General features: G+C 57.8%; 27 protein-coding genes and 1 other RNA gene. 10 read left to right on the top strand and 18 right to left on the bottom strand.

Annotated features, from left to right (window positions below; translation table 11 throughout):
• Positions 1-6: 6 nt before the first annotated feature.
• The 5 genes from CKX93_RS06910 to CKX93_RS06890 are packed head-to-tail and all read right to left on the bottom strand — an operon-like array spanning position 7 to position 4645.
• Positions 7-609, bottom strand: coding sequence for an SAM-dependent methyltransferase (locus CKX93_RS06910; RefSeq protein WP_076755997.1), 603 nt, complete (start codon positions 607-609; stop codon positions 7-9).
• A gap of 10 nt (positions 610-619) precedes the next feature.
• Complete coding sequence (locus CKX93_RS06905; RefSeq protein WP_076755996.1) at positions 620-1807, bottom strand: UbiH/UbiF/VisC/COQ6 family ubiquinone biosynthesis hydroxylase; 1188 nt, start codon at positions 1805-1807, stop codon at positions 620-622.
• Positions 1804-3009, bottom strand: a complete 1206-nt coding sequence (ubiH, locus tag CKX93_RS06900) for a 2-octaprenyl-6-methoxyphenyl hydroxylase (RefSeq protein ID WP_076755995.1) — start codon at positions 3007-3009, stop codon at positions 1804-1806. The genes CKX93_RS06905 and ubiH overlap by 4 nt, the downstream gene beginning before the upstream one ends.
• Positions 3006-4337, bottom strand: a complete 1332-nt coding sequence (gene pepP / locus CKX93_RS06895; RefSeq protein ID WP_076755994.1) for a Xaa-Pro aminopeptidase — start codon at positions 4335-4337, stop codon at positions 3006-3008. The genes ubiH and pepP overlap by 4 nt, the downstream gene beginning before the upstream one ends.
• Positions 4338-4342: 5 nt before the next feature.
• Complete coding sequence (locus CKX93_RS06890) at positions 4343-4645, bottom strand: hypothetical protein (RefSeq protein WP_076755993.1); 303 nt, start codon at positions 4643-4645, stop codon at positions 4343-4345.
• 77 nt (positions 4646-4722) lie between these two features.
• Here CKX93_RS06890 and CKX93_RS06885 point away from each other — a divergent pair, with 77 nt between their 5' ends.
• The 6 genes from CKX93_RS06885 to CKX93_RS06860 all read left to right on the top strand — a co-directional run bounded on the left by CKX93_RS06885 (position 4723) and on the right by CKX93_RS06860 (position 6890).
• Positions 4723-4956, top strand: a complete 234-nt coding sequence (locus tag CKX93_RS06885; RefSeq protein WP_076755992.1) for a TIGR02449 family protein — start codon at positions 4723-4725, stop codon at positions 4954-4956.
• Positions 4953-5240: a cell division protein ZapA gene (locus CKX93_RS06880; protein WP_076755991.1), complete on the top strand. Its 288-nt coding sequence runs from the start codon at positions 4953-4955 to the stop codon at positions 5238-5240. The genes CKX93_RS06885 and CKX93_RS06880 overlap by 4 nt, the downstream gene beginning before the upstream one ends.
• Positions 5241-5259: 19 nt before the next feature.
• A non-coding RNA gene (ssrS, locus tag CKX93_RS06875) (6S RNA) lies at positions 5260-5442 on the top strand.
• Between the two features lie 25 nt (positions 5443-5467).
• Positions 5468-6064: a 5-formyltetrahydrofolate cyclo-ligase gene (locus CKX93_RS06870; protein WP_076755990.1), complete on the top strand. Its 597-nt coding sequence runs from the start codon at positions 5468-5470 to the stop codon at positions 6062-6064.
• Between the two features lie 27 nt (positions 6065-6091).
• A complete protein-coding gene (locus tag CKX93_RS06865) occupies positions 6092-6571 on the top strand; it encodes an EVE domain-containing protein (RefSeq protein WP_076755989.1) in 480 nt (159 codons plus the stop codon).
• On the top strand, positions 6558-6890 hold the full coding sequence (locus CKX93_RS06860; RefSeq protein ID WP_076755988.1) for a hypothetical protein: 333 nt from the start codon (positions 6558-6560) through the stop codon (positions 6888-6890). The genes CKX93_RS06865 and CKX93_RS06860 overlap by 14 nt, the downstream gene beginning before the upstream one ends.
• A 52-nt stretch (positions 6891-6942) precedes the next feature.
• On the opposite strand, the gene mnhG is transcribed toward CKX93_RS06860, so the two are convergent.
• Genes mnhG through CKX93_RS06825 form a run of 7 tightly spaced genes read right to left on the bottom strand, consistent with a single transcriptional unit; the run spans position 6943 to position 12673 of the window.
• Positions 6943-7341, bottom strand: coding sequence for a monovalent cation/H(+) antiporter subunit G (mnhG, locus tag CKX93_RS06855; RefSeq protein ID WP_076756227.1), 399 nt, complete (start codon positions 7339-7341; stop codon positions 6943-6945).
• Complete coding sequence (locus CKX93_RS06850; RefSeq protein WP_076755987.1) at positions 7334-7609, bottom strand: monovalent cation/H+ antiporter complex subunit F; 276 nt, start codon at positions 7607-7609, stop codon at positions 7334-7336. The genes mnhG and CKX93_RS06850 overlap by 8 nt, the downstream gene beginning before the upstream one ends.
• Before the next feature lie 6 nt (positions 7610-7615).
• Positions 7616-8092 carry a Na+/H+ antiporter subunit E gene (locus tag CKX93_RS06845; RefSeq protein WP_076755986.1) on the bottom strand — a complete coding sequence of 159 codons (477 nt, stop codon included), beginning with the start codon at positions 8090-8092 and terminating at the stop codon, positions 7616-7618.
• Positions 8089-9588, bottom strand: a complete 1500-nt coding sequence (locus tag CKX93_RS06840; RefSeq protein WP_076755985.1) for a Na+/H+ antiporter subunit D — start codon at positions 9586-9588, stop codon at positions 8089-8091. Before CKX93_RS06840 ends, CKX93_RS06845 begins: the two co-directional genes overlap by 4 nt.
• A complete protein-coding gene (locus CKX93_RS06835) occupies positions 9585-9932 on the bottom strand; it encodes a Na+/H+ antiporter subunit C (protein ID WP_076755984.1) in 348 nt (115 codons plus the stop codon). The genes CKX93_RS06840 and CKX93_RS06835 overlap by 4 nt, the downstream gene beginning before the upstream one ends.
• A 3-nt stretch (positions 9933-9935) precedes the next feature.
• Positions 9936-10361, bottom strand: coding sequence for a Na+/H+ antiporter subunit B (locus CKX93_RS06830; RefSeq protein WP_076756226.1), 426 nt, complete (start codon positions 10359-10361; stop codon positions 9936-9938).
• Positions 10362-10369: 8 nt separating this feature from the next.
• Entirely contained in the window at positions 10370-12673 is a 2304-nt protein-coding gene (locus tag CKX93_RS06825; RefSeq protein ID WP_076755983.1) for a putative monovalent cation/H+ antiporter subunit A, read from the bottom strand.
• Positions 12674-12829: 156 nt separating this feature from the next.
• Here CKX93_RS06825 and CKX93_RS06820 point away from each other — a divergent pair, with 156 nt between their 5' ends.
• From CKX93_RS06820 to CKX93_RS06810, 3 genes are read left to right on the top strand one after another with little or no spacing between them, the layout of a single operon-like run.
• Positions 12830-13279, top strand: a complete 450-nt coding sequence (locus CKX93_RS06820; protein ID WP_076755982.1) for a rhodanese-like domain-containing protein — start codon at positions 12830-12832, stop codon at positions 13277-13279.
• A complete protein-coding gene (gene fabA, locus CKX93_RS06815) occupies positions 13279-13812 on the top strand; it encodes a 3-hydroxyacyl-[acyl-carrier-protein] dehydratase FabA (RefSeq protein ID WP_076755981.1) in 534 nt (177 codons plus the stop codon). Before CKX93_RS06820 ends, fabA begins: the two co-directional genes overlap by 1 nt.
• Entirely contained in the window at positions 13812-14234 is a 423-nt protein-coding gene (locus tag CKX93_RS06810; RefSeq protein ID WP_076755980.1) for a hypothetical protein, read from the top strand. The genes fabA and CKX93_RS06810 overlap by 1 nt, the downstream gene beginning before the upstream one ends.
• Before the next feature lie 69 nt (positions 14235-14303).
• Here CKX93_RS06810 and rfaH read toward each other — a convergent pair whose 3' ends face one another.
• Complete coding sequence (gene rfaH / locus CKX93_RS06805; protein WP_420828601.1) at positions 14304-14822, bottom strand: transcription/translation regulatory transformer protein RfaH; 519 nt, start codon at positions 14820-14822, stop codon at positions 14304-14306.
• An 81-nt stretch (positions 14823-14903) separates the two neighbouring features.
• Between rfaH and CKX93_RS06800 the strand changes: the two genes are divergently transcribed.
• Positions 14904-15512: a DUF2459 domain-containing protein gene (locus CKX93_RS06800; RefSeq protein WP_076755979.1), complete on the top strand. Its 609-nt coding sequence runs from the start codon at positions 14904-14906 to the stop codon at positions 15510-15512.
• 3 nt (positions 15513-15515) lie between these two features.
• On the opposite strand, the gene CKX93_RS06795 is transcribed toward CKX93_RS06800, so the two are convergent.
• The 5 genes from CKX93_RS06795 to CKX93_RS06775 all read right to left on the bottom strand — a co-directional run bounded on the left by CKX93_RS06795 (position 15516) and on the right by CKX93_RS06775 (position 22365).
• Positions 15516-17516, bottom strand: coding sequence for a TRAP transporter permease (locus CKX93_RS06795; protein ID WP_084178699.1), 2001 nt, complete (start codon positions 17514-17516; stop codon positions 15516-15518).
• Between the two features lie 97 nt (positions 17517-17613).
• Positions 17614-18651 carry a TAXI family TRAP transporter solute-binding subunit gene (locus CKX93_RS06790; RefSeq protein WP_076755978.1) on the bottom strand — a complete coding sequence of 346 codons (1038 nt, stop codon included), beginning with the start codon at positions 18649-18651 and terminating at the stop codon, positions 17614-17616.
• A gap of 96 nt (positions 18652-18747) precedes the next feature.
• Positions 18748-19902 (bottom strand): MFS transporter, encoded by a 1155-nt coding sequence (locus CKX93_RS06785; RefSeq protein WP_076755977.1) that lies wholly within the window; start codon positions 19900-19902, stop codon positions 18748-18750.
• Positions 19903-20014: 112 nt separating this feature from the next.
• Positions 20015-21052 carry a porin gene (locus tag CKX93_RS06780; RefSeq protein ID WP_076755976.1) on the bottom strand — a complete coding sequence of 346 codons (1038 nt, stop codon included), beginning with the start codon at positions 21050-21052 and terminating at the stop codon, positions 20015-20017.
• Positions 21053-21255: 203 nt separating this feature from the next.
• Positions 21256-22365 carry a porin gene (locus CKX93_RS06775; RefSeq protein WP_084178698.1) on the bottom strand — a complete coding sequence of 370 codons (1110 nt, stop codon included), beginning with the start codon at positions 22363-22365 and terminating at the stop codon, positions 21256-21258.
• Positions 22366-22432 lie beyond the last annotated feature (67 nt).

The raw sequence follows: 22432 nt of genomic DNA, 5'->3' as shown, positions 1-22432 counted from the left end.
TCCCTTTTATTCTGGACGGCGAATCAGCGCGCGAGTGACTGCACCCAAACCCTGATGGCCCGGGCCTTCGTCTAATTCGACCACCAATTCCGCCAGCTCCATGATTTCTGCATCGGCAAAATCTTCGCGCAACATGACGCCGCTGTAGAGCATATCCAGATCGTCCGGACCGCCACTGTCGTAATCCAACTGTTCAGGACCGAAGGCTTCAAGCAGCAGCGTTCCCCCGGGTTTTAAGGCATCAATCAGGCCGCGATGCAGACGCGGGCGCTGCTCGGGTGGCACATGCAGGTAGATCGCCACGACGTGATCATAGGCCGCCTGCGGCCACTGCCACTGACAGACATCGGCGAGCACCGTCTCGATCGTAACGCCTTGCAACTGGGCCAGCGACTGCGCCTTGGCCAAGGCATGTTCGGAATAATCTACGGAGGTGACATCTAAACCCCGAGACGCCAACCACACGCCGTTACGGCCCTCACCATCGGCCACCGACAGAACCTTTTGGCCTGGACGATACAAGGCATGATGCGCTCTTAAATACGCATTGGGCGCCGTGCCATACACATAGTCCGGCCCGGCATAGCGGATGTCCCAGAAATCTTTCATCAGTGTCGAGTCACTTCAGAGTTGAGCCCAGACCCAGTGCCTGGCGCGTGAAAAAATGCTTGAGGGGTGCGAAGTTAGATGCGGTATTAAGACCCAGACCGCGCAAGCTCGCAAGCCCCGGCTGCTCGCTACCGAATACCGTGCGAAAACCCTCCATGGCCCGCATCATCAAAACGTTCTCACCGCGGCGCGCGCGCTCATAGCGGCGCAATAGGCGTAAATCCCCGGGGTCGCGACGTGGTTCTTCAGCGAGTATCGCCGCCAGCGCCGCGGCATCCTGAAACCCCAAGTTGGCTCCCTGACCGGCTAACGGATGGATGGTATGCGCAGCATCACCCACCAAGGCAATCCGCGGTTTCACATAGGCATCAGCTTGCGAGCCGCGCAGCGGGAAAATCCCGCGCATCGAGGTCTGTTCCACCGCACCCAAGCGATAATCCAAGGCCTCGGCCAAGGCCGCCTTAAACTCCTCATCGCTCATATCGCGAATCTCCTCAGCGCGCGCATCATCAGCCGACCAGACGATCGAACAAGAGCCGTCACCCAAGGGCAAAAAGGCAACAGGCCCGGTCGATAAAAACCGCTGCCAAGCCGTATCTTCATGCGGCAACTGAGTTTTAACCGTGGCCACCGTGGCTTTTTGGCCATAATAGCGACTTTCGACGCCGATGGACGCCAGCTCACGCAGCCGCGACTGCGCACCATCGGCACCCACCACCAAGCGGGCACTGAGGCGCGCCCCTGAGACCAAACCCACGTGCACGGCTTGCGCGCCGACATCCAGATAGCGCAGCTCATCCGGGCACAGCACAGTGACCTGCGCATCGGCCTGCATGGCCTCCCAGAGCGCGCGTTGCACGACCTGATTTTCGATAATGTGTCCCAAGTCCGGCTCACCGATGGAAGCGGCATCAAACTCAATCGCTCCCGAGCTACCGGCATCCCAGACCTGCATGGCGCGATAGGGGTGGGCGCGCATCTCCAGCATCGCCTGCCATACGCGCAGCTGCTCGAACTGTTGTTGCGAGGCGCGATTAATCGCCGAGACCCGCAGACCATAATCCGAGCCGGGCACGAACTCAGGGGCTGGCTCGCGATCCACCACCGCCACCGAGCGCCCTTGGGCCGCCAAGGCCAGCGCCAAACAGGCACCCACCATCCCGGCGCCGATGATCACGACGTCTTGCTTTTGGCTCATGCCACCCCCATGCCGCGTCGCGCCAACTGTTGGCGCAGCCAACGACAGCGATCCACGACCATCAAACCCAGACCCCGCGCATGCGCCAGCGGCGACCAATCCAGCGCAAAATACTGCGCCAAGGCATCAGTCACGCCCGTGGTCCATCGCAGGTCGGTTTCGCGCGCTTCTCGGTAGCTTTGCAAAACCATCTCACTGCCGGGATCCTCACCCTGGCGCCGCGCCGTAGCCAAAGCCTCACTCAAGGCAGCGACATCGCGCAGCGCTAAATTAAAGCCTTGTCCTGCCACCGGATGCAGGGTGTGGGCGGCATTGCCCACGATGATCAAGCGCGCATCGGTATCGCGCTGAGCACGCACCCGCTTTAAAGGATAGGCGGCGCGACTGCCGACCTGAAGAAACCGTCCGAGCCGATAGCCAAAGCGCTGCTGCAAGGCCGCCAAAAATTCCGCATCGTCTAGTGCCAACGTCGCCTGCGCCTGCTCATCAGATCGCACCCAAACCAACGAGCAGCGTTGCTGTCCATCAGGGCCGGCCGTTAATGGAAGTAGCGCCACCGGCCCCTCATCAGTAAAGCGCTCATAGGCCCAGCCCTCGTGTTTTTTGCCGGGGGTGACATTGGCGATCACCGCGGTTTGACCAAAGTCCAAGGTATCGACCTCAATGCCAGCCATCTCGCGCACCGCCGAATGCGTGCCATCAGCGGCAATCAATAAGCGCGTCTCCAGGCTGCTTAGGCGCTTGCCTTTTCTGATCCGCAAGGCCAGATGATCACCGCGGTCAGTGTAGTCCTCTAGGGTCGCGGGGGTACGCACATCCACGCTTGATGCTGTTAATGCGGCCGCCAAAACCCCGCCCAAGTCGCGATTGGCGATGACATAACCCAAGGCCGGCACCTGCTCTTCTTGGTGGTTAAGCCGGGCGGCCCCCAGATAGCCGCGCTGCGAGACATGGATATGCAAAATCGGCTCGACATGCGGCGCCAAAGCCTCCCATAAGCCCAAACGCTCGAGCAGGCGGCGGCTGCCATACGACAAAGCCGTGGAGCGGTCATCATAACTGGGCTGGCCCGGCTCGCCCGGCGGATGCGCCTCGAGCAGAGTCACGGCATAGTCTTGGTTGGCCGCGGCCAGCGCCAGGCTCGCACCCACCATGCCGCCACCGACAATCACCAAATCCTTTCTTGCGACGGCCGGACTCATGCGGACTCACTCATCAGGGCTTCGATGGCCTCGGGGGCTTTGGGACAGGCCTCAGTCAGGATGTCCTGACCACCGCGAATAATTGCCACGTCATCTTCGATGCGGATGCCGATGTTGCGCAATGCTTTGGGGATGGACTTGTCTTTGGACGATAAATAAAGCCCGGGCTCGATGGTCAGCACCATGCCCGGCTCCAGCAAACGCCAAGCATCACCAACGCGGTAATCGCCGACATCATGCACATCCATGCCCAGCCAATGGCCGGTGCGGTGCATGTAATATGGTTTATAGGCCTCATCTTTGATCAGTTTGGACACCTTGCCTTTGAGAATCCCCAGCGCCACCAAGCCGCGGGTTAGTGCCTTGACCGCCGCTTCATGCGGGTCATTCCAATGGTTGCCTGGCATGGCGGCAGCAATCGCCGCCAGTTGCGCTTCTAAAACCACCTCATAGACTTCGCGCTGCGGCGAGGAAAAGCGGCCATTAACCGGGAAGCTGCGGGTGATATCCGCGGCGTAGCCCTGGTATTCACAGCCAGCGTCAATCAAAACCAAATCGCCATCGACCAAGGGCTGATCATTATGCGTGTAGTGCAAGACACAGCCATTGGCGCCGCCACCGACAATACTCGGATAGGCGGGCTCGCCGCCGGCGCGGGCGAAGCTATAAGCGATCTCGGCAGCCAGTTGATACTCCATCATCCCCGGCCGGCAGGCCCGCATGGCCCGCTGATGCGCCTCGACGCTGATGTTCGCCGCGTTTTTCATGATCTTCAGCTCGGCCTTGGATTTGAACAGCCGTTGATCGTGTAATAAAAACTCTAGGGCGACGAACTCATGTGGTGGGTGCTTGCCGGCGCGGCGCTGCTGCCGCACGTGTTTGACCCAGCCCATCAGCTGTTTGTCGAACTCCGGATCACGGCCCAAACTGGTGTACACACAGTCGCGGTTTTCTAAAAGCCCGGGCAGGATCTCATCCAAATCGGCGATGGGGAACGCATCATCGGCGCCCCAATGTTCGACCACCGCTGACTGGCCGATGCGCCGACCATCCCAGACCTCTTTGACGGGGTCACGCTCACGACAAAAGAGCACGTATTCGCCCTGTGGCCGTCCCGGGATCAGCACCGCCACGGCTTCCGGCTCGGGAAAGCCAGTGAGGTAATAAAAATCGCTGTCTTGGCGGTAGGGATATTCGACATCGCCATTGCGCGGGCGCGGGGTTGCAGCCGGAATCACCGCCACCGCATGACTGCCCATGGCGCGCATCAACTGGCGGCGGCGGCGCGCATATTCGCGCAGTTCGGTTTTTCCGGGAAGCGGTATCATCGCCGCTAGAAAGCCTCGATGCGGGCTTCGTTGGGCGTCAGAATTAAGCGATAGACCTCGTCTTGCAACTGTATGTGCGCGAATTGCGGCTCACCCAGCGAGATAGTGTCACTACCCGCCATACTGACGCTGAAAAGACCAAAGCGCCGCTGCGCAATCAGCTCGTCCAACAGGGCCTTAAGCTCTTTTTGATCGACACTAGCCGTGCTGTCGACAATACGACAGGGCTTGCCCGAGGTGGTTTTGCCCTCGATCACAGTAGCGCCCTCAGGGGCAGGGTCAAATGGGGATGTGCGGTCGGTGGTCATACCTTGGACGGATTGTTTAGGAATCTCAGCGAGTTTAGCCGTTGACGCCCCGCGGGGCCAAGCCTATATTGAGCGCCATGAGCCAAGAGTCCTTTATTCCCAATCTCGATGCCACCCTGGTCTCCCTAGAATCTCGGGTCGATCAACTGGCCAAACGTTCCGCCGCACTGCAAGCGGAGATCACCATGCTGCGTCAACAAAACGAGCAGCTGCTGACCGAGCGATCCAGCTTGAGCGAGCGCAGCGAACAGGCGCGCATCAAGGTCGAGGCCATGATCAACCGCCTCAAGGCCATGGAACAAAACGCGTGAGCAGCGACACGCCGGTTCAGGTGCAAATCCTCGGCAAGGACTATCATGTCGCCTGCCCCGCCGACGAGCGCCAAGCGCTGTTGGCCTCAGCCAGCCTGTTGGATAAGCGCATGCGCGAGATCCGTGACTCGGGCCGCGTGGTGGGCGGCGATCGGATCGCGGTGATGGCGGCACTGAATATTACTCATGAGCTGCTGATCATGAAGAATCAGCAGGATGGTCTGGACGGCCGTTTGGCGCAATTGCGTGAGCGCTTGGACGCTGCCCTTAAGGAAGTGGGCTAAGAATCGAGTTTTGCTTTGGACACCTCTGCGGTGTGCGTGAGTGGCCGGGGAAACCCTTGAGCCTATTCACTAACCCCGGGAGCTCGGGAGTCCTATGTTGTGCAGATCCGCCGCGTAGCGGAGAGCCTTTAATAGGTCACCAGGCACCCACTTGAACCGTTGGTTCAAGGTCACAGGCCACAACGGCACTGGCGGAGTGTGTCCTCCTTTTTTCATTGGGGCGGGCCGTGGGTGACCAACGCAAAGCGCAACTGCGCAGCCAGCTAAGAACCAAAAGACGCGCCCTCTCTGATGCCGAGCGAGAGAACCTGGGCGGCATGATTGCCGCGCAAGTGTGCCAGTTGGCCCTATTTAACCGCGCCCGCCACATCGCCGTGTACCTGCCGCAAGATGGCGAGGTGCCCACCGGCGGCTTGGTCCATGCCGCCCGCAGCCGCGGTAAACACCTCTACCTGCCAGTGTTGGCTCCGGGGCAGTTGCTTCGCTTTGCCCGCTGGGAGCGGCATACTCCGCTGAGCTTGAATCGCTATGGGATTCCCGAACCCGTGCCCGGACGCTCGCAGGGCTTCCCGCGGCGGCGCTTGGATTTGGTATTGATGCCTTTGGTGGGCTTTGATGAGGACGGCAACCGCTTAGGCATGGGCGGCGGCTTTTACGACCGCAGCTTCGCCTATCGCTGTCGCGGCGGTTTTGCGCGGCCCCACCTGCTGGGCCTGGCTTTTGATTGTCAGCGCTGCGACGCACTTCCCAGTGAAAGCTGGGATGTGCCCCTCGATGCAATCGTCACCGAAAGCGCCATGATTCGGCCTCGACTTGCCGGCTAAAGCCAAACACAGGTATCGTGCTGCTCCATGAATTACTGGTTGATGAAATCCGAGCCCGACGTCTTCGGCATCGATGATCTAAAGCGCGTGGGCGTCGAGCCTTGGGATGGCGTGCGCAATTATCAGGCACGCAATATGATGCGCGATCAAATGCAAGTCGGCGATCTGGCGTTTTTTTATCACTCCAACACCAAGGTCCCTGGCGTCGTGGGGATTATGGAGATCGTGCGCGCCGGCTATCCCGATGACTGCGCTTGGGACCCCGAACACAAGTATTACGACCCCAAGAGCTCGCCCGATAATCCGCGCTGGTATCGCGTTGATGTCGCCTACAAAGAGACATTCCCGCAGGTCGTCCCCCTCGAAACCCTTAAATCTATGCCGCAACTGGCCGATATGGCCCTAGTGCGCCGCGGCAATCGCCTCTCGATCATGCCGGTGACCGCCGATGAGTGGGAGATCATCCAACAAATGGCCAAAATGGAGACGGACCATGACGCTTGCTGAGCTTTTGACGTTTTTGGATACCCACACGGACTACGGTTTTCTGCACGGTGATGTGGCGGCAACGCTGAGCGCCGCGGCGGATGGCTCGCACCCCAACGCCATTCCCGGGGCGATTGTGAAGGCTTTGGATGAGCGCCTGGCCCAAGGCAATATCGAAGCGGTGATTGAGCGCGCTGGGACCATCACCGCCCTTGGACCGCTGCGTCTGACCTATATGGCGGATGATGCGCCGGTCGAAGGATTTCGTATGGTAGAACGCACGATCACCATGATCGATGAGGCCTTTAACCAAGAAGCCCTGCGCGCCAAAGGCCAGTAAGTCCTAATTAATCCCTACCGGGCCCTTACTTGCACCCCACTTAGGCCTTAGGCTAGCTGCGGTCGCTTTGCTCTTCCGCGTCTTTGTCGCCTTTTGCGGGCGACAACAACACCTGCTCATGGGTGTCGTACTGCCCCTTGAGCTCGTCTTTGACGGTCTCAGACCACATAGGCACGCCGACAAAATAGCCCGCGCGCCCAATTAAATGCGCGGCAATCGGCGCGGTCAAAACGATAAAGATAATGATGGCCGCAGAACGCGCTGCTACACCCACATCGCCGAAGAAATAAAGGCCCACCGCAATCACCATCAAACCGGCACCCAGAGCACCGGCTTTGGTGGTGGCATGCAGCCGCATCGGCAAATCCGGCATACGCACAAGGCCCAAAGCGGCGATGAGCATAAAGCCACAGCCAATCAGTAAGAACAAGCTGACCAGAATCTCAGTCAACATGCGCGCCGCCTCCCTTGGTCACCAGGCGCGCAAAGCCCACAGCCGCCAAAAATGCGGTCAGCGCCAACACCATGGCCACGTCGAGAAAGGCCGTTTTGCCTGAAGAGAGGGTATAAACGGCGATATAGCCGATGGTGATCGTGGCAATCATCTCCAGCGCCACCACCCGATCCGGCAGGCTGGGCCCAATCACCAAGCGCACAAAGCTCAACAGCAAAGCCAGGCTGATAATGAAATAGGCTATCGTGATGGAAATCTCAAGCATGAGCGATCACCTCAGCACCTCGAGCGCACGAAACTCCATATAGCGCAAACTGCGCATCACTTCTTCCTCATCCTCCAGATACATACAATGGATGTAAAGCACCGAGCGATCGGAAGAGACATCCAGGCTCAGCGTCCCGGGCGTTAGAGAAATCAAATTGGCAACGATGGTGATCTCAGCATCGGTCTTGGCCTCCAGCGGGAAAGCGATTACCCCCGGGTGCATGTAATGCGTTGGCGTCAAGACATCATAGGCCACCTTCACATTCGACAAAATCAGCTCCCATATGAAGAAGCCCACAAAGCCAATAGCCTTGGGCACTTTGCGTGTGTAATTGGCAAAGGCCGGCACACTGCGCAGAGCAAAGGCCAACACCACATAGCCCAAGACCATACCAATCAGCAAATTGGTGCCGGTGAAGCTACCGGTAAAGCCCATCCAAATCAGGCCCAGCAGGATATTCCAAGCCAGTGGCGTGCTCATGAGCCCTCCCCCAGCACCGCATCGATATAAATCCGCGGATCCAATAACTGCAAGGCCGCAGCCTCAGCCATGAGATAAATCGGCTGGCCCCACAAACCGATGAACACCGTCAGCGATGCCATGGCGGCAATGGTGAAATACATGGACTTCACACCACTGGGGTTTGCTGGGGCTTTAGCGGCAAACTCTTCAGGCTGGGCTTTCCAGAACGCCTCGGCCCAGATCTTAATCATCGAATACAGGGTCAACAGGCCCACCAACAAAGCAACAAACACAATACCCCAAGACTCGGCCTCAACACCGGCGCGAATCAAGATGAACTTGGCGAAAAACCCGGACAACGGCGGAATCCCCGCCAGCGACAAAGCCGGCACCAGGAACAAAAAGCCCAGCATCGGCCGTTCGCGATAGACGCTGCCCAGCTCTTTGAGCTCATAACTGCCCTTGAGCTTATAGACCAGACCGGCCACCAAGAACAGATTCGCCTTCACGATGATGTGGTGCATGATGTAGAACACGCCGCCGATGATGGCCAGCGGCGTATATAGCGCCAGACCCATGAGCATGTAGCCGATCTGACTGATGATGTGGAACGACAAGATACGTCGGAACTCAAACTGCGCCGCCGCCCCCAAAACCCCGGTGAGCATGGTCGCCCCGGCCACCCACAACAAGATCTCATGGGTGTACCCCACATCTTGATTGAATATGAGGGTGAAGGCGCGAAACAGTGCGTAAACACCCACCTTAGTGAGTAGCGCCGCAAACAGCGCCGAGACCGCCACCTGCGGCGTGTGATAAGACGCCGGCAACCAGAAGAAAAAAGGAAACGCACCGGCCTTAATGGCAAACGAGATCATGAACAGCATGCCGATCACCGTCACCAAGCCGGTCTCTTCGACGGTGGAGAGCTTATCGGCGATATCCGCCATATTCAGCGTGCCGGTGAGACCGTAGATCAAGGCAATACCAGTCAAAAACAGCGCCGAGGACAATAGATTCAGGGTCACATACTTGATCGCGCCTTCCATCTGCGCGCGCTCGCCCCCAAGAATCAACAGCGCAAACGAGGCCACCAGCATGACCTCAAACCACACGTACATATTGAAAATATCGCCGGTTAAGAACGCCCCATTCACCCCCACCAACAACAAATGCAGCAGCGGGTAATAGCCGTAATGTTCATGCCGCTGGCTGATCGAGGTCAGCGAGTAGACCGCCGTGGCCAAACCGGTGATCGCCGCCAATACCACCATAATCGCTGACAGCAAATCCGCGACCAGCACAATGCCAAAGGGCGCGCGCCAATCGCCCATATGAATGGCCAACACGCCATTGTTCCAAACCGACATCAGCAGCCAAATGGCCGCCAGCAGCAAAACCCCCGTGCCCACCACGGCGGTGATGCGCTGCGCCGTGCGCCAACGCCAAAGAGCGACCGACAAGGCGCCAAAGAGCAGCGGCAGGACTACCGGCAGAGCGACTTCCAACCTCATGTATCGGTGTCCTTCATCTGATCCATGTCGTCGGCCTGCACCACTTCATAGGCGCGGTGGATCAACACCACCGCAAATGCCAAAACCCCAAAGCCAATCACAATCGCCGTCAAAATCAGCGCTTGCGCCAGCGGATCAGCCACCACGCCCTCGGGCTGCATCTGTCCCAGCGGAATCAACGGCGGCGAGCCGCGCAGCATGCCCGCCTGGGTGAAAATCAACAGGTTGGCGCCATTGGACAAAAGCACCAAACCAATCACCAGCTTGACGATAGAACGGCGCAGCATCATGTAAATCGCTGAAGCGAACAGGCCACCAACGACCAAAGCCATGAGGGTTTCCATGTGCTAGTCCTCCGCCTCGGCCAAAGACAGCAGGATCATCAACACGCCGCCGACCACCACCAAATACACGCCGATGTCGAACATCAACACCGTGCCGATCTTGAGATAGCCCAGCACCGGCACGGTGAATTCAAACCACTGCGCGGTGAAAAATGCCTGGCCGCGGAAAATCGCCGGGACTCCTGATAGAACCCCCAAAAGCAGCCCCCAGCCCACCAAATCGCGCGGATCCACGCGCAAGACACGCTGCGCATCCGCAATGTCCACAGCGAACATGTACAAAGCGATCGCCGCTGCCGCCACCAGACCAGCAATAAAACCACCACCGGGCTCATCATGGCCGCGAAGCAGTAAAAACACCGAGAACATCAGCAGCAACGGCAGCAGGAAATGCGCGGTGGAGCGCAGGATCAACGATGGAATGTTCAGCTGATGCTTCATTCTTTGCGATCCTCAGCGCGGAATTTAATCATCGCGAACACACCCAAGGCCGCGAGCGCCAGAACGACGATCTCACCCAAGGTATCCAGCGCCCGGAAGTCCACCAAAATCACGTTCACCACATTGCGCCCAAAGCCCGAGGGCTGGCTTTCGGCGATGAAATACTCAGCGATGCTTGGGTAGTAACGCTGCGAGCTAGCCAACAGCGACAGCAGCGCCATCGTCGCCCCCACTAACAGCGCCACAAAGGCATCGCGCAGGCGAATGACGTTGGGTGAAAGCGCCAAAAAACCGGGTAGGCGGAACAACACCAAGACCAGCATGATGACCGTGAGCGTTTCGACCAAGACCTGAGTAATGCCTACGTCCGCGGCGCTAAACAGCACGTAAATTAAGGCCACGGCAAACCCCACCGCGCCCAGCGAGGCCACAGCACCGAGGCGCGAGCGGGTGGTCACCGAGACCAAAGCCGCCAACAATAGCACCGCCACAATCACCCATTCGTGCAGCCTCACATCCGACACATCAAAATGCAGCGGGAAGCCGCCGTAGCGCAGCAAGGAATAACTCAGCAGGGCCACGGTGGATAACAAAATCGTCAGCAAGTAATAGCGCAGATAACCGTTTTGCAGGATGCGGGTCTGCCAGTCAGCGCTCCACACCAAGCCATCCATGGTCTTTTCATAGCCGCGCTCGGGACCAAACTTAGAAAGCGTCTCCATAAAGCCGGTCAGGCGGCGGAAGCGCTCCCAGTTCAAATACAAGAACAAGCCCAGCGCCAAGCTCACGCCACTGAGCATCAGCGGCAGGTTAATGCCATGCCACAGCGCCAGATAAGCACTCACCGGCGTACCGTACACCGACTGCGCAGCGGCATTAATCAGGCCCTTGTCCACCCATGCCAAGCCGAGTCCAAACAGCAGTCCCAGCGAAGCCAGCACGGCCGGACCCGCCAGCATGGCCGGTGGTGCTTCATGTTGCACGGCCTTAGGCGTTTTCACCGGCTTACCCCAGTAGGGACGAATCCCGACAATGGCCGCCACCGCCACCACCATAATCGCCGACAGCGCTGCGAGAACCGTGAAAAAGCCCGACAGCATGGGCGCATCCAATACCGCCTCAAACAACAGCTCTTTGGCGACAAAGCCAAACATCGGGATCATGCCGCCCAAAGACAGCGCCGCCAATGCCGCCAGCGTTGCGGTAATCGGCAGGGAGCGGCGCAGCCCACCAGTCTCAAGAAAATCCTTAGCCCCGGCTTCGTGATCCAGAATCCCGGCGATCAGGAACAGGGCGCCTTTGTATAGAGAATGCGCCAGCAAGAAGGTCATGGCTGCCAAAATCGCTTTCTCGGTGCCGATGCCAATGAGCATGGTCAGCGTGCCCAAGGCCATCACCGTGGAATACGCGAGCACCTTTTTCACGCCGGTGGAGCGCACCGACAAAAACACCCCGGTGAACATGGTCAGCGCACCAAAAACACCCAACAAAATCAGCCACAAATCCGTAGCGCCCAGCGAGGGGTTAAGCCGCGCCATGAGATAGACGCCAGCTTTAACCATGGTCGCTGAATGCAGGTAAGCCGAGACCGGCGTGGGCGCGGCCATGGCGTTAGGCAACCAGAAATGAAACGGCACTTGCGCCGATTTGGTGAAACAGCCCGCCAGCACCAAAAGAACAATCGCCACATACCAGCCGTGATCGCGCACTACATCACCGGAGGCCAAGATCTCACTGAGTTCATAGCTGCCCGAAACCAGGGCCATCATGATCAGGCCGGTGAGCAGCGCAAGGCCGCCGCCAACGGTGACAAACAAGCCCTGCAAGGCGCTTTTACGGGCCTTGGCATCTTCATGGTTAAAGCCGATCAACAAATACGAGGTAATGCTGGTCAGTTCCCAAAAGACAAACAGTGCGATGAGGTTATCGGCCAGCACCAGACCCAGCATCGAGCCCATGAACGACAGGATCAGGACATAGAAACGCCCCAGATCCCGATGACCCTCGAGATAACGACCGGCATACGCGACGATAAAAAAGCCAATGCCGGTGATCAGTAGAGCGAACAGTAACGACAGACCATCGAGCCAAAACGACAGCTCAATACCTAGCCCCGGCACCCAGGGCGTCGAAAAACGCAGCGCCTCGCCGGCGCCGACCACCGGTAGAAAACTCGCGAAATAAATAAATAGGGCAGCCGGCAGGATCGCCAGCACCCAACCGCTGTAGGCACCTGTGACGCGGTGCACCGTGGGCGCAACGATCGCGAGCAGGAATGCGGACAACACGGCTAGCAGCATGTGTTCAGCGGTCTCTTAGCATGAAATGGAATAACAGTCCCGGATCCTAAACAAGGCAAGCGGTCTTTTGCAAATGCTTTTGCACAGCAACATCTGGCTTGGCATCGTGCGCCGACTCGCCTACTCTTAGTCTTTTGACCGCAGAAGCCCGCACGCATGACTGATAACACGAAGAACCCGGCCGGCGCCGATCCTGATAATCTCAGCCCGCAAGAAGCCTATGACTTGCTCGAGAGCAATCCCAAAGCGTTATTGGTCGATGTGCGCTCGAGTATGGAATTTCTGTTTGTCGGTCATCCCAAGGGCGCGGTGCATATCCCTTGGATGGAAGAGCCCGATTGGACCCTAAACCCGCGCTTTGTGCAGGAAGTGCGCAAGCTGCTGTTGGGCGGCGCCTCTGACTCGGGCGAATCGGGGGCCGCGCCGGTGGTGCTCATTTGCCGCAGCGGCAAACGTTCTTTAGAAGCTGGCCGCGCTCTGCTGCGCGAAGGCATTCCCAAGGTCTACCACATCGATGAGGGCTTTGAGGGCGATTTGGATGATAAACACCACCGCTCGACCAAGGGCGGCTGGCGATTTCGCGGTTTACCTTGGGAGCAGTGCTAATGCTTGAGATATTCAACGCCAAGCGCCAATCGGCGTATAACCGCGAGGAGCTTTTGGAGTGCGGTCATGGCCAGATGTTTGGCCCCGGCAATGCACAGCTGCCTGTGCCGAATATGCTGATGATGGACCGCATTATGCACATCAGCGATAGCGGCGGTGCGCATGATAAAGGCGAGATGAAAGCCGAGCTCGATATCCACCCCGATTTGTGGTTTTTTGACTGTCACTTTCCTGGTGATCCGGTGATGCCGGGGTGTTTGGGCCTGGATGCCATGTGGCAGCTGGTCGGCTTTTATCTGGCCTGGATCGGCAATCCCGGGCGAGGCCGGGCCTTGGGCGTGGGCGAGGTAAAGTTCACCGGTCAGGTGCTACCGACCGCCAAAAAGGTCAGCTACCAAATCGATATGAAACGCGTCATCACCCGCAAGCTGGTGCTCGGCATTGCCGATGGCGAAGTGCGTGTTGATGATCGCCTGATCTACACCGCCAAAGATCTGCGCGTGGGCCTGTTCACCTCCACCGAGGGCTTCTAATCCCCGTGGATGCCCAGCGCATCAAAGAAAGCTTTGCCTTTGACCTTAAGGTCACCGCCCGTTTGCAACAGCAGTGGGTGGGGCTGATCGAACAAAGCGTTTGGGGCGAGATCAAAAGCGAGAAAATCGGTGCTCTGGGGCGGTTGCGAAAGCGTCTATTGGAGCTCGGTGAGAACCTCGCTTCGGTGACCCGCTCCCGTCAGTGGATTCCTTCGGAGCGCGAGCGCGTCAAAAGCGCCATGGCCGCCAGCTTAAATCTGCGCGACAGCCTGCAGCAGTTCGAGCGCCTGGCGCAAACCTTAAACGGCGGCGCCGACTTCCCCGCCTTCGAGCGCGATTTCCTGCAATTTCGCAGCGACCTCTTGCGATTCATCGAGCATCATGAAGCGATCTGGTGCGATCTCCTCGAATCCCAATACTAAAAATGCAAAAATGGGGACGGACCCCTTTTTTATTTGTAAAAAAGGGGTCCGTCCCCATTTTTGGCTTTGTTAGGCTTCTGCTTCCAGCACCTGGTCGCGATGCAGCACCGCCTGCACCGACTGCTGCATGATGTTCAGCAGCACCAGCACGCGATCCTGGCCATTCAGCTTTTGGAAGCGCGCTTCCTGGCCCATAAACGGGCCATCAATGATGCGCAAGCGCTGTCCCTCGCGCATCGGTTTGAGCTGCGTTAAATCCAGCCACCCAAACTCGGCATCTTGTTGCGAGCGGATCTCATCAATCACTTCGTGCGGCACCGGCGCCGGGATACCCCCAAAGCGCACCAAACCCAAAACCCCGCGGGTCGAGCGAATCGGCGCCCAGTTATCGTTCACGCTATCCAACTGAACAAACACGTAGCCAGGAAACAGGGATTCCACAAACATCCCCCATTTACCCTGACGCCGACGCTTGACGCGAGCCAGCGGATGAAACACGTCAAAGCCCTGACGCGCCAAGTTCTCTTCGGCACGCTGATCCTCTTTGGGTTTACATCGAACCGCGAACCAAGATTGCAAAACCCGCACCCCCAAAGATTGGCAACAGACCATTTATACTGGAAACTCGACCGTCTGTTAACCCGAGCCATCCCAGAACCGACAAAACCCATGACACCAAAGCCAAGGCCCATTCTCGCCATCGCCGCCCTACTGACGGCAAGCCTGCTGTTGACCGGCTGTGGTGCGGTGATCGTGCAAAAACCCCCACCCGAGCAAACCGCTGTGCAGGTATTGCTCATCGATCATGGCCGCCACTCCAGCTTGGTGTTACCCACATCGGATCAGCAAAGCCTGCGCTTTTCCTATGGCGACTGGGCGTTTTATGCCGAGGGGCTCACCGGCCCAGGCCATGCGCTCAAAGCGCTGATCATCCCGAGTCGCGCGGCCTTAGGCCGGCAACAACTGACCGTAGCCGCCGAGCCCAGCGAAATCCGCCGCGTGCTCATCGTCGGCATCGAAGACATGATTCCGCTCACGGTGGATGCGCAGCGCGTTCAAGCGCTCACGGATCGCCTCAACACGCTGTATCAGGCCAATCAGGACACCTTGGCCTACCGCCCCGAGCTCGATCTATGGTTTGTGCAGCACCCCAGGCGCTACACCCTGCGCCACAACTCCAATCGGGTGGTGGCCGACTGGCTGCGCGAGTTAGGGCTTGAGGTCCGCGGCCAACCCGTGCTCTCGCGTTGGCAGCTAATCGAGCTGGCGCCCGAATAAAGCCTAAGCCCGGCCCTCATTGGCAGCGCGATCTTCCGCCTCAAGGCGCTCACGGATGCGCTCGGATTCTTCCTCAGACACCGCCGCCAAACGCCCATGGCGCTTCACGCCCACCAAAAGCATGGGCACCACCACCACGGCCGCCGCCGCCGCCACCATATCGTCGGGATGGAAAATGACGATAAACGACAAAGCTGCGATCACCGCCCGAATCCCGCCATTAGCGCCCTTGTGCTCAAAGAACTGACCAAACACGGCATAGGTAATCCCCGCCGTACCCGCGGCCACCAACAGCACATCGGTGATCTGCCCCCACCCAGGATTGACCACCATATCCGAGCGCACAAAAATCGCGAAAGACATCACCGTGATGGGCAAGCAAATCTTTAGGGCCTCCCACATGGTCTTCATGAACGAGGCATTAGCGATCTTCGCCGCCACCGCCGCGGTCAACGAGGTCGGCGGCGACAACTCACCCCAAATGGCCAATAAGAAGGCAAAGAAGTGCGCCACCCAAGGATCGATCCCGAGCTGGCGCAGCGGCGGCACGATAATCACCGCAACGATGATATAAGTCGCCGTCGGCGGCAGACCCGTCCCCACCAGCCAACCAAACACCCAGGCCATGAGAATGGTGGCGATAATATGAAACTCACCCAGTTGAATGAGCAGCGATCCCATACGCGTAATAAAGCCGGTCACCGTGAACAGACCCACCATGATGCCCAGCGTCGCCATCAACACCGTGAGATAGGCGGCCATCTCCGCATGCGTCTCAATCGCCAGACGCAGATTCCCCCACAGGGTCTCTTCTTTGAGCGCCTCGTCTTTCAACACGTATTTGAAATACAACCAAGCAAACAGCAGTGTCACCAAAATCACGCCCGAGGTGTACAAAGCCGCGCGCATCGCGCCATAGCCAAACACACTCATCAAGAGAATTAAGAAGATGATGCCGGAGAAGAAAATCGCCGTACGCAGCCAGTTATACAAAGGCACCTGCTCGACCTGCACCGGCGTATTCGGGAGCAAGCGCACACTCAACAAATACACCGCCAAAATCAGCGACACGAAGTACACAAAGGCCACCCCAAAGCCGCGCACCACCACATCCCAGTACGGAACTCCCAGGAACTCGGCCATCAAAAAGCCGGCCACGGCCATCAGCGGCGGCATGATCAGCCCGCCCATCGAGGCGGCGGTCTCCACCGCACCCGCAAACGTCCCGGGCACGCCATAGCGTTTCATCAAGGGGATGGTGAAGCTGCCGGTCACGGCGGTATTGGCCGAGCCGGAACCGCTGACCATACCTACCGACACCGAGGCCAGCACGGCGGTCTGCGGGATGGTGTGGCGCGAGCGCCCGGCAATGCGGCGCATCACCTCCACCAAAGCCCGCTGCGCGCCAAACCCCGAGGCCGCAGCCGCGAGCAACAAGAACGCCGCAATCAAGGTGAGAGAAAGCTGGGTATAACGCCCATAAATCCCGGTGGAGAACTCCACCGAGCTCGAGGTCACCAAGCGCTCAAGACTGACCGCCGGATGCCAGAAGAAATCAATCGGACTGTAGTTGCCATACAAGGCATAAAACACCAGCACCACGTTCACATAGAACAGCACCGGATGAATAATTCGCGAAAGCTCCATCACCACCAAAAGGATCAAAAGCCCGGTGATGAAGTCTTGGGTGTTGTAGGCCGCCTGACGCCAAATGGCGATGTCTTCAAAGTTCACCGTCAGGTAATACATTGCCCACAAACAGATGCCGATATACAGCACCACGGCGGCATGATTGACCGCCACCGGTAGGCGTGGATAAAGATAGCGGCCCTGATACAGATACAAAATCTGCACAATCACCGCCAACGGCAATAGCCGCACGGCCAGATAACGCTGTCCGCCCGCGCCACTGAAGAAATACTCCATCAGCGCGAAGAACAGGATAGCGCCCGTCACAAACGTCACGTTGCGCAAAGAAAACAAAGACATCACACGTTGCATCATCAATCCGCGTCCGGCCTACTCAATAAAAAGGGCGGGAACAGTGTCTAGCCGTTCCCGCCCCTTCTTGCATTAATGCCAAGAACCTATGCGCGCCAACTTACTGCGCAACGGTCCAAGCATCGTTCCACTGACCATGCTTACGCAGGAAAGCGGCCAAGCCAGGATGCGCCGGGATATCGGGGTTGGCAGCCACGCCCGCGGCCTGGGTGCCGACAAAGTCAGCCGCCAAAGGACCAAAGCCCGCATCGCCTTCCACTAGCTTATCGACGTTGGCATAGAGGATATCCAGCACCTGCTCGACTAAGCCCGCGTCCATATCAGCGCGCACGTTATAAGCAAAGTAGATCGGCACTGCCCAGATGGTGTCGGTACCCAGATCCTGGCTAAACGCCTTGGAAGGATCAACACGCACGGGGTTCAGACCGGCAGAACGCAGACGCTCCATTTCCTCATCGGAAGGGTTCACGGCAGCCAAGTTGGCACGCAGTTCCGCCTCACGCCAGTAGGTCGGCAGCGACACGCCGGCAGTGGTGTAACCCGCTGAGCCATCAATGGTACCGGCTTCATAAGCATCCGCCACGGTGGTGTTATCGATTTCCACGTGGTTGAACTCATAACCCAAAGCCGCGAATACACGACGCATGTTCAGCCAGTTCATGAAACCCGCCGGGGTGTAGTAGCCAGGCTTACCGTCAAAGTCTTTATAAGAGTTGAACTCACCCTTGCGACCATCGGCCACCAACATGAAGGTTTCCATGGGGTAAACATACAAGGTGTGCACCAAACGACCACGACGCGGGTTGTAGTTATCATAAGGACGGTCGCCGTCGTACAGGCTTCGCATACCCACATCAGCGGTGTACGCGAACTCGCCATCACCATCCATCACCGAGCGCATGGCGCCGGAGGTAGACGGGTAAGGCTGAACCACCACGGCATAACCGCGGCCCAGTTCACGCTGCAGGGTTTCAGAGAGGACGTTACCCACGGCATAGCCATAGGATCCGACGTTTGAGGTAGCAAAACGCAGCGTCTGACGCTGAGCTTCGGCTGGGGTGATGCTGGCCATGGTCAGAGCCATCGTGGCCCCCACAGCAACAGCGGCACTAAAGAAGCGGCCTTTGAATAAGGACATGCTTGGTCTCCTCCACAGAGATTTCTAATTGGTTTGAGTGAGAACGCTCGAATCTAGCACAAGTTTTTCTCAGGGCAAACCTGCATCATCAAATCCTTATCCCGCCGCGGCGGGCCTTGGCCGGCGGATTGTCCACAACATCGCCCCCGCAATACTAATCAACGCCACCAATAACCACAGATACGCATACCAACCAAAACCCTGATACACGAATCCCGGCAAGAACGACCCCACCGTTCCGCCCGAGTAATAAAACGAGACATAAAGCCCATTCACCACGCCGCGATGACCGATATCCGTTTCATTCATCAAGCCCGGCGCCAGCGAATGAAACAGAAACATCCCCGCGCACAACACAAACGTCGCGGTGAACAACAGCCACAACGGCTGCTGCGCGAAAAACAGCATCGCCAGCGCCAATATCACCAAGCCCAAGAGCATGGCATTCACTGTCCCGCCAATCCCCGAGGCCACGCGCAGCGATACCAAGGAAACCAACACACCCATGAGATAGCCCGAATACATCAGGCCAATACCCGCCTCAGACAGCCCCAGATCGAGCTCCACCAAACGATACGGCAGGAAGTTCAGCACCGAAGCAAACGCCCCAAACGACAAGAACACGACGATATACAGCCGCAAGAAGCGCCCATGCGAAAGCACCGCGCGAATCGGCTCAAGGCCCAGCTTTTGAAACTTCACCGGCGGATCAGCGCGCAGGCGAGTGAGCAACAAGGCCCCTATGATGGATGCCAAACCAAAGATTAAAAACGACCAGCGCCAACCCCAATTCGCGGCAAAAATCCCCGACAGCGCTCGACCCAAAAACCCGCCCATCACCGTTGAGGCGATATAAATGGCCATCACCCGGGCGATTTGTCCTTCAGCGGCACTGGCGCCCACATAGGTCATCAGCCCTGTGAGCATGGCCGGAATCGCCAGGCCCTGAATAAAGCGAATCCCAAGAAGCACCTCAAAGTGCTGCACGAAGTACACCGAGACCTGCGCCAAGGCTAAAATCCATAGCGACACCTGCAGCAGCCGCCGCGCCGACCAGCGCTGTAATAAAAAGCCATAAAAGATCGGCGCAATCGCCAAAGGCAGCATGGTCACCGCAATCAGCAGCGAGGCCTGACTCTCCCCCACACCAAAGTGCGCAGCGAGCACCGGCTGCAAAGGCTGCGGAGTGTAAAGCGCCGCCATAACCAGCACCGTGCAGTACTGGATGATCAGGAGTTGTCGAACAGGCATGGGAGGCAATTGTAGCCCAAAAAAAAGCACGGCAGGAAAACCCTGCCGTGCCTTTTGGAACCACCACTCAAAGAGTGGCGTTATCCGCTTCTAACCAAGCGCAAGGCTTGACTTAGAAGTTGTGCCACACACCGACTTGGAAGCTTTTCGCAGTGTCTTCTCCACTGGCGATATTGAATCCATTGCCTGAACCGGTTTTGTTCATATTGTATAAACCATCGACACTGTCATTCTTCAGTTGAGCATAAACCGCATAAACGCCCGTGCGACGACTAAGGTTATAGCCTGCTCCCAAAGCGTACATTTTGGCACCATCGTCGCTAACTAGATCGTTGGCTTGGGTGTAAGAAGCCATCAAGTACGTTTGACCCAAGCTATAACGAGCACCCAGATGGAAGGCGCCACGACTATTGGTGTCGTTATCGATGTTTTCATAACCGGCAGTCAAAGTGACGTCATCGATAACATACGTGCCACCGATTTTCCATGCGACCCCGTCTTCGCCTGCACCGAAAGCCTCATCTTTTTTCTGATATGCAGCCATCAGGACCATAGGACCTTGAGCGTAGGTACCCGCTAAGGAAAGAACTTTTTTACCGTCACTGCTGATTTCGTTTGAGGCTACTGACGAATCCATTGAGTAGGTCGCCATCGCACTAAAGCCATTGATATTGGGGCTCTGGTAAAAAATGGTGTTGTCTTGACGGTCATAGAAGCCAGTCTCCCCCGTTGTTGCGCCTCCACCAACAGTACCAAACACGTTGTACATATCGCCGTTGGTGTCAGCGAAGAAATTCATACGAAGCGTGGATAACTTGTAAGCGGTATCGTGGCGACCTAAACGAACTTCACCGAAATCACCACCTAAACCTACGTATGTGTTACGCCCACCAACATCAGTGGAAGAATTACCCGCAAACCCAACAGCAGACTCAATCTGGAACACACCCTTAAGGCCACCGCCAAGATCTTCAGATCCGCGAATACCCCAACGTGTTGAGTTATTGGTCATCAGAGTTTCTTTGTTGGCGCCATCGTCAACATGGTCCAAAGACACGTTGAAACGGCCATACAGGGTGGTATCAGCAGCGGCTACGGCGGGAACGCCCATGGCGGCTGCAACGGCAAATGCCAGTACAGTTTTCTTCATTGATTCAATCCTCTGCAGAGAGTTTATAAGTTTTTGTCGCAGGTGCGACGCCTTACTCTATGCAGAAAGCGTGCCAACTTCGTAAGTGATTGATTTTATTAGGTTGCGGATTTGCGACAGTCAGATATTTTGTCAGTTATGTCATGACATGACAGTTATGTCATGTTGTCTGTAGCAAAAAAGCACGGCTTTTGCCGCTTGGCTCAAAAGTGATGCCAGATACCTACCTGGAAGCCCGTGGCTTTTTGGCTGCGGCCGCTAGCAGGGTTGTCGCTGTCGGCTAAGCCGCTGTTCATGCCCCTGCCCTGACTGCCGCCCTGACCGAACAGGCCAGAGAGCGAACGATCGTCGCCGTCCATCTGTGCATAGAAGGCATAAAGTCCGGTGCGCTTGGAGAAGTCCCAACCGCCGCCAAGGGCCCAGGAATCAAAGCTCATGTCGCGCAGGTCGTTGTCGCCCGACTGACTGAATGAGCCCATCAGGTAGGCCTGACCCAAACCATAGCGCGCGCCCAGATGCCAGGTGTTGCGGCTGCTGCTGATACTCGAGGGTACTTCTAGGCGCTCGTAGGCGGCGGCCAGGATCAGGTCATCCATCTGGTAGGCGCCGCCGAGCTTCCAGGCGCTGGGGTTGATGCGGCTGCTGCCGGCATCGGCGTCGTCTTCACCGGTGCGCAGGGTGACCGAGCTCAGGCGCTCATAGCCGGCGGTGAGAAACAGCGGCCCGAATTCGTAGGCGGCCGCCAGTGAGTAGGCGTTGATTTCGGGCTCTTCGCTGTGGGGTGAGCGCGTGTGGGCGAAATCGGTGGTGTACGAGCTCATGACGCGCAGGCCTTCAAATGAGGGGCTGAGGTAGCGGACGCGGTTTTCGTTGCGCCGAGCCAGCGGGTCGGGCGCGCCGAACAGGGGGGTGGTTTCAGGGGCGCCGATGAGGGCGCCGCCCATGAGCCAGTTGCTGCTGGATTCGTGCCAGGCCTGCAGGCGGGTTTCGGCAGTCGTGGCTGTGTTAGCGGTCATGGCGCCGCTGGCTAGGGCCGTCGCAGGCACGCAGGCGAGCGCCGCCATGGAGGCAGCGAGCAGCGACTTGTTGATGCGACGGTTGGCCATAATGGCGAAATATAGCGCAGCCCGCGCTTTTAATGAAATGGGGACAGATTTATTTTTCTCTCTCCGATGGGGTACGACCCCATTTGGCTGAGGACTGGGGTACGACCCCATTTGGCTGAGGACTGGGGCACGACCCCACTGGTTTGGGCCCGCTGATCGTTGAAATAGGCCTACCTGTCGGGTTTTGGGTTTTCTTTGGCTAGTCATGGACTAGCCTTAAGTCTACGGGCTTAACCATGTGGGCTGAGCCACATAGGGTGTGACCCCGCTTGGG

The sequence above is a fragment of the Ectothiorhodosinus mongolicus genome (assembly GCF_022406875.1).
GTDB classification, from domain to species: domain Bacteria; phylum Pseudomonadota; class Gammaproteobacteria; order Ectothiorhodospirales; family Ectothiorhodospiraceae; genus Ectothiorhodospira; species Ectothiorhodospira mongolica.
This window is presented reverse-complemented; position numbering and strand designations above follow the sequence as displayed.

Excerpts from the sequence above, each read along its gene's own strand:
- CKX93_RS06795 (WP_084178699.1), bottom strand. The coding sequence starts at position 17,516 with ATGATGCAACGTGTGATGTCTTTGTTTTCTTTGCGCAACGTGACGTTT.
- CKX93_RS06790 (WP_076755978.1), bottom strand. The coding sequence starts at position 18,651 with ATGTCCTTATTCAAAGGCCGCTTCTTTAGTGCCGCTGTTGCTGTGGGG.
- CKX93_RS06785 (WP_076755977.1), bottom strand. The coding sequence starts at position 19,902 with ATGCCTGTTCGACAACTCCTGATCATCCAGTACTGCACGGTGCTGGTT.
- pepP (WP_076755994.1), bottom strand. The coding sequence starts at position 4,337 with ATGATACCGCTTCCCGGAAAAACCGAACTGCGCGAATATGCGCGCCGC.
- CKX93_RS06840 (WP_076755985.1), bottom strand. The coding sequence starts at position 9,588 with ATGAGGTTGGAAGTCGCTCTGCCGGTAGTCCTGCCGCTGCTCTTTGGC.
- fabA (WP_076755981.1), top strand. The coding sequence starts at position 13,279 with ATGCTTGAGATATTCAACGCCAAGCGCCAATCGGCGTATAACCGCGAG.
- CKX93_RS06850 (WP_076755987.1), bottom strand. The coding sequence starts at position 7,609 with ATGCTTGAGATTTCCATCACGATAGCCTATTTCATTATCAGCCTGGCT.
- CKX93_RS06820 (WP_076755982.1), top strand. The coding sequence starts at position 12,830 with ATGACTGATAACACGAAGAACCCGGCCGGCGCCGATCCTGATAATCTC.
- ubiH (WP_076755995.1), bottom strand. The coding sequence starts at position 3,009 with ATGAGTCCGGCCGTCGCAAGAAAGGATTTGGTGATTGTCGGTGGCGGC.
- CKX93_RS06865 (WP_076755989.1), top strand. The coding sequence starts at position 6,092 with ATGAATTACTGGTTGATGAAATCCGAGCCCGACGTCTTCGGCATCGAT.
- CKX93_RS06885 (WP_076755992.1), top strand. The coding sequence starts at position 4,723 with ATGAGCCAAGAGTCCTTTATTCCCAATCTCGATGCCACCCTGGTCTCC.
- CKX93_RS06860 (WP_076755988.1), top strand. The coding sequence starts at position 6,558 with ATGACGCTTGCTGAGCTTTTGACGTTTTTGGATACCCACACGGACTAC.
- CKX93_RS06905 (WP_076755996.1), bottom strand. The coding sequence starts at position 1,807 with ATGAGCCAAAAGCAAGACGTCGTGATCATCGGCGCCGGGATGGTGGGT.
- CKX93_RS06845 (WP_076755986.1), bottom strand. The coding sequence starts at position 8,092 with ATGAGCACGCCACTGGCTTGGAATATCCTGCTGGGCCTGATTTGGATG.
- CKX93_RS06800 (WP_076755979.1), top strand. The coding sequence starts at position 14,904 with ATGACACCAAAGCCAAGGCCCATTCTCGCCATCGCCGCCCTACTGACG.
- CKX93_RS06780 (WP_076755976.1), bottom strand. The coding sequence starts at position 21,052 with ATGAAGAAAACTGTACTGGCATTTGCCGTTGCAGCCGCCATGGGCGTT.
- CKX93_RS06825 (WP_076755983.1), bottom strand. The coding sequence starts at position 12,673 with ATGCTGCTAGCCGTGTTGTCCGCATTCCTGCTCGCGATCGTTGCGCCC.
- CKX93_RS06835 (WP_076755984.1), bottom strand. The coding sequence starts at position 9,932 with ATGGAAACCCTCATGGCTTTGGTCGTTGGTGGCCTGTTCGCTTCAGCG.
- CKX93_RS06775 (WP_084178698.1), bottom strand. The coding sequence starts at position 22,365 with ATGACTAGCCAAAGAAAACCCAAAACCCGACAGGTAGGCCTATTTCAA.
- CKX93_RS06910 (WP_076755997.1), bottom strand. The coding sequence starts at position 609 with ATGAAAGATTTCTGGGACATCCGCTATGCCGGGCCGGACTATGTGTAT.
- CKX93_RS06890 (WP_076755993.1), bottom strand. The coding sequence starts at position 4,645 with ATGACCACCGACCGCACATCCCCATTTGACCCTGCCCCTGAGGGCGCT.